The sequence below is a fragment of the Deltaproteobacteria bacterium genome, assembly GCA_026388545.1.
Lineage (GTDB): Bacteria > Desulfobacterota > Syntrophia > Syntrophales > UBA2185 > JAPLJS01.
The window spans coordinates 1-5,349 of sequence record JAPLJS010000049.1 but is presented as its reverse complement, the minus strand read 5'-3'; the positions used below and the strand labels follow the sequence as shown (position 1 = coordinate 5,349).

General features: G+C 48.7%; 4 protein-coding genes. All 4 read right to left on the bottom strand.

The annotated features are described in order from the left end of the window. Positions 1-657: acyl-CoA dehydrogenase family protein (locus NTW12_05705; protein MCX5845841.1), on the bottom strand; the 657-nt coding region annotated here is incomplete at its 3' end. Positions 658-673: 16 nt separating this feature from the next. After that, a complete protein-coding gene (locus NTW12_05700; GenBank protein MCX5845840.1) occupies positions 674-1,891 on the bottom strand; it encodes a thiolase family protein in 1,218 nt (405 codons plus the stop codon). 135 nt (positions 1,892-2,026) lie between these two features. After that, positions 2,027-3,697, bottom strand: a complete 1,671-nt coding sequence (locus tag NTW12_05695) for a class I adenylate-forming enzyme family protein (GenBank protein MCX5845839.1) — start codon at positions 3,695-3,697, stop codon at positions 2,027-2,029. Positions 3,698-3,764: 67 nt separating this feature from the next. Then, complete coding sequence (locus NTW12_05690; protein MCX5845838.1) at positions 3,765-5,141, bottom strand: alpha/beta hydrolase; 1,377 nt, start codon at positions 5,139-5,141, stop codon at positions 3,765-3,767. Positions 5,142-5,349: the final 208 nt, after the last annotated feature.

Sequence of the window (5,349 nt, the reverse complement as noted above, 5' to 3'; positions counted from 1 at the left end):
GCAATCCACAAAACTGAGCTCTGCCGTATCCTGGCTGTGCATCCCCATTTTTTCGAGATTACGGCCTTTTTCAAAACCGGGGGTTCCGTCTTCGACACAGATCAGGCTTACGCCCTTGTAAGGGGGGGTTGCCTTTGTGTCCGTCTTTACGGCAACGATGACAAGATCACCGTTAATGCCGTTTGATATGAAGGTTTTCTGTCCATTGATTACGTATTCGTCGCCGTCTTTCACAGCCGTTGTCCTGATGGCGGCAAGGTCCGAACCCGTTCCCGGCTCGGTCATGGCGATGGCCGTAACGATGTCGCCGGAGGCGCAACCGGGGAGCCAGCGCATCTTTTGTTCTTCGTTGCCGAAACTGTGAAGATAGGGAACGATGATATCGCTGTGAAGACCGGCCATCAACCCGTTAGCTCCGATGTATGACAGCTCTTCGCTAATCACTACGGAGTATTCATAACCGGCATTCGAACCTCCGTATTTTTCCTCAAGCCAGGGACAGAGAAAGCCATTTTCACCCATCTTTTTCCAGACACTCTTCGGCATGATCCCTTCATGTTCCCATTTTTCAATAAACGGAACAACTTCCCTCTCCAGGAATTTTTTGAAACTTTCACGAAATATATTATGCTCTTCCTTGAATATCTTTCTCGGCATGAAACTTCTCCTTTTCCTATACCTTCAGGATGACCGCCTCGCCTTGCGCAAGACCTCCGCAGATGGATGCTATACCATATCCGCCTCCCCTCCTTCCAAGCTCATAGGCAAGGTGCATTGTAATCCTGGCCGCACTCGCTCCCACGGGGTGCCCGATAGCAATGGCGCCACCGTTGATATTGGTCTTGTCCAGAAGTTCCTTCCATTTTTTCTCGTCATCATTTGCCAGCATTTTTGTGGACGTCAGCGTTACCGCTGCAAAGGCTTCATTGATCTCGATCAGATCCATCTGATCAATCGTCATCCCCACCTTCTGGAGGGCCTTCCTGATGGTATAGGCAGGGATTTCGGCCATCCCCCGTGGATCCGTCGCCGAAGCAACAGAGGTCACTATCGTGGCAAGAGGCTTTAATCCTTTTTCTTCCGCTTTCTTCCTCGTCATGAAGAGGATCGCGCTTGAGCCTGCACTGATGGGGGGCGCATTACCCGGAGTTACAGTGGGACTCCCGTAAATGGGTCTCAACTTGGCAAGAGCTTCCATTGAGGTCTTCCTGGGTGATTCATCCTTATCGATAATAATGGGCTCCCCTTTCTTCTGAGGGATGACGACGGGCATGAGCTCTTCACCGATCCTGAACTTCCCCTCGGCAAAGGCCTTCGCATATTTTTCCTGGCTTCCCAGCGCCCAGGCATCCTGCATCTCCCGCGTAACGCCGTGTTCCAGGGCGACCTCACCCGCATCCTTGGCGACAGGGTTAAAACCCTTGGCGGTGTAGCCGAGTTCAAAAAGGCAATCTATGAGCGTGATGTGCCCCAACCTTATCCCCTTTCTCAATCCCGGTACCAGATGCGGAGTACGGGGCATATTCTCGGAACCTACGGCCATGGCGATCTCCGCTTCGCCTGCCTTGATGGCCCTTACCCCCAGACGCAGACAGGTGAGAGAGGAACAGCAGGCCCTGTCGAGGGTGAGCGATATATTTTCTGCGGGAAATCCCGCCAATAGAGTTGCCTGCCGGGCCGGTACGTCCGTCTCCAGAGCGACCTCCGCCAAAACACAACTTCCATAGCTGATATCATCCACCTCCCCGGGGTTGATCCCGACTCGCTGGACGACCTCTTTAATGACCATAACCCCGAGATCAATACTGGGGATATCCGCCATAAGGGAGTCGAACTTACTGAAAGGTGTTCTCACGGCACTGACAATAACAATATCATCCTTGTTTTGCATATTGCTGAATCTCCTTGCTTAGTTTATTTCATTTATTGTTTTATAAGACTTTTGAAGAATTCCCCTTATCGTTATCCCTTTCCCTCGGAAAGAAGAATGTCACCCATCCCTCTATGGAAAAGCATGATCCGGATACTATGCTCCCAGTTTCTTTTTAATGTCTTCACGGAGAACCTTCTTGAGTAATTTTCCCACGGGGTTTCTGGGGAGGGAACTGATGATCTCAAGACGTTCCGGTATCTTGTACATAGCAATACCTTTCTCGTTCATGAAGGCCTTGATCTCTTCCAGATCCACTCTTTCGTCGCCTTTCGGGACGACGTATACACAGACCTTCTCACCCAGTATCTCGTCCGGTATGGCGATGGCTGCCACATCCAGAACCTTGGGATGACCAAGGATCATATTTTCAACCTCCTGGGCGCTGATATTGAAACCGCCCCGGATAATGATGTCCTTGGTCCGATCGAAGAATCCGATACAGTCATTATCCTTGATCTGAAAAAGATCGCCGGTGTTGAAGAAACCCTGTTCATCAAAGGCGTTCGCCGTGAGGTCCGGTCGTTTGAAATATCCGGAAATCACATTGGGTCCCCTGTACCAGAGTTCTCCTACTCCGCCAACCTCCGTGACTTCCTCTTTCGTCCCGGGTTTCAGCACTTTTTGATGAATATTCTTTCGAAGTGCTGATGCGATGTTGACCCACTTCGAGCCAGCCTTCCCGTAGTGGGGGAAATGGTCGATGCGCATCTCCAGATCCGGGATATCATTGGGTCCCGCTACATTTGCCGTCGCCTCATTCTGACCCCATATGTTCGCAAATTCGATCCCCCATCGTCTTTTCAGCTCTTGCACGGACCACAGGGATGGAGGCGCGGCGCCTATGGTGATGGCTTCCATCTTTTGTAAATTGAATTGATCCACCTTGGGGTGCTTCAGCAGGGCATTCACAATTGCCGGAACAAGAAGTGTATAATGAACCTCTTCGGTTATAAGTTGCATGATAAACGTGGGGCCGTCAAATGGATGGTGCAGGCAGAATTTCCCCCCCGTCATCAACCAGGGGATGAAAACCGTCCCGATAGAAGCCATGTTCACTAATGGTCCGGCAGTAATCAGGTTGCAGCCTTTTCTGATAGGCGCCACTTCGTACTGGAAAGCACCTTGAAACAACCAGTTGTTGTGACTCAATGGGCATCCCTTCGGTTCGGCCTCAGTCCCTGAGGACCAGCAGAGGGTGAACGCATCGTTGGCATCGATAGTAATCTTGTCGAGCTTTCCCGTTATCTCTCCTTTTGTCATATCACGGAGTTCAGCCAGGGTTATGATATCTTTGATGGAGGGATACTTGCCTTGGAGTTTTTCAACCATTTCTTTGTGTTTAAATCCGGAGAATTCTTCAACGGTGATGAAGGCTCGTGCTTCCGTCAGTCCCGCAATATACTCGATCTCCGACTGACGCCACTGCATAGGCATGGGAGAGATCAATGCTCCCGCCCGCGAGACGGCGAGATACAGCATGGCTAATTCCCAGCAGTTGGGCAATTGCACCATAATGATGTCGTCCTTTTTAACGCCCTTGGCGATGAACGCCTCGGCGGCGGCATCAACGGCCTGGTCGAGATCACGGAAAGTCAGCTTCTCCGGTTTCAAACCCACCAGTGCTTCCTTGTTGGGGGGATCGGCAAGACATATTGCATCCGGTGTTCTTTCCACATTTTCCTTGAAATAGTCGACCAGTGTCTTTGTCCCCCACACGCCCTTATCCGTCCATTTACGAACACTTTCCTGCGACGCAAAAATCATAATTTCCCCCTCCTTTTCCTTTTCGGTTTTTCAAAAAGCAAATTCTACGAAATCGTCACACAATAAATTAATAAGGATTTTTTCCCGTCACCGTCTTTATCTCGTGCTTGTAACCATCGGTGAACGGGCTTTTTATTTTGCTTACTGAGAAAATAACGGTCGACTTGTCCTCGGATTTCAGCGCCGCCTCCTTAATGGCCGCGGTCTTGCCCGTGAGCTTCACTCCGGCGAGATCAACGCTGCTGTTGGAGGTGAGTACGGCGATATCAGAATCGATGCTGCATCCGCTCAGATTCGCGACGGAATCTATCACCTTTACTCCGATGTCTCCTGATTTAATAGAGCTGCTTTCAATGGATACAATCGATCTTTCAATGTAAATATTCCTTGCCGTTACATTTAAAATACGTGTGTTATTGCTGTTTTTAATTTCTATTCGTTCATAGTCGCCACCAGTTATCATGCAGTCCTCACCCTCGCAGTGAAATACTTTATCGCTAGTGAATGAAGACGTTTTCCTTTTCTTTTTCTTCACAGGAGCTGAAAGCCAGTCCATGATTATTGTATTGAAGTCGCCCGGTCGGTCGATCATCGGGGAGTGGCCGAGCTCCGGCATTATCCTCAAATCAGATTCGGGAATCATCCATTCCAGAAGCCGTCCGATCCGCAACGGCGCTATCGTATCTTTCTCGCCCCAGACTATGAGTGTGGGCATATTTATTGTATCGATGATCCTGCTGAAATCGGTGTTAAGCAGTGCAACGGCGGCTCCCTTCGCGGGATCGCCGCCATACAACCCTTTCCTGAGAATTGAAGAAGTCATTGATTTGTCGTCGCTTTCCGGCGCCAGATCCTTGTCCATACTCTCGAGGTTTGCGATTATATAGTTTTGTATAACCGATACGGGTGTACTGGTCATATCCAGAAATCTGTTAGGACTTACGTTAATGAAGTTTTTGAGGAATGCCGAGCGGTTCAGCATTCCTGCCGAGTCTACAATAATGAGGCGCTCCAGGTTTTCCGGATACGTGCCTGCATAATACAGCGAAATTGCTCCGCCCAGCGAATGTCCTATGATAGAGAGAGGTCCCTTCGTGTATTTCTTTACGATCCAGTTGACAAAGGCAGCAAAGTTTTTGGGGGAATACATCCGGTTTTCTTTGCTTGACCGAGCGAATCCGGGAAGATCGAAAGCGATTACGTGATACTTTTTTTCAAGCTCAGGGATCAGGTTCTTCCATATTCCGGCGCCCTCTTCACCGGTCCCGTGTACCAGCACAACGCTTTTTGCATGCTTTCTCCCGGATTCATAAAAATAGATTGTGCTGTTGAATACGGGTTCATATATAAATTCTTCCCTGTTTACCGTTTTTCCATTTAAGTCTGTAATGAATAGGAGGGAAGAAACAATAAATACTGCTATGAGCGTTATTCCTTTTTTCATGTTTATCTGAACCAGAATAACTCCCCTCCTCCCGGAAGGGATTAAGAGGAAATGTTAACAGCTAAAGTTGACGACATCGTAAAAAGTCATTATTAGTGTAAGGCGTTAAAATAATTTAACATTTGTGCATATTTCTCTTGACACTGTTTCCCGAAAATGGTATGAATCATGTTAAATATTAAAGACATAGGTGCTGATGCCATGATTC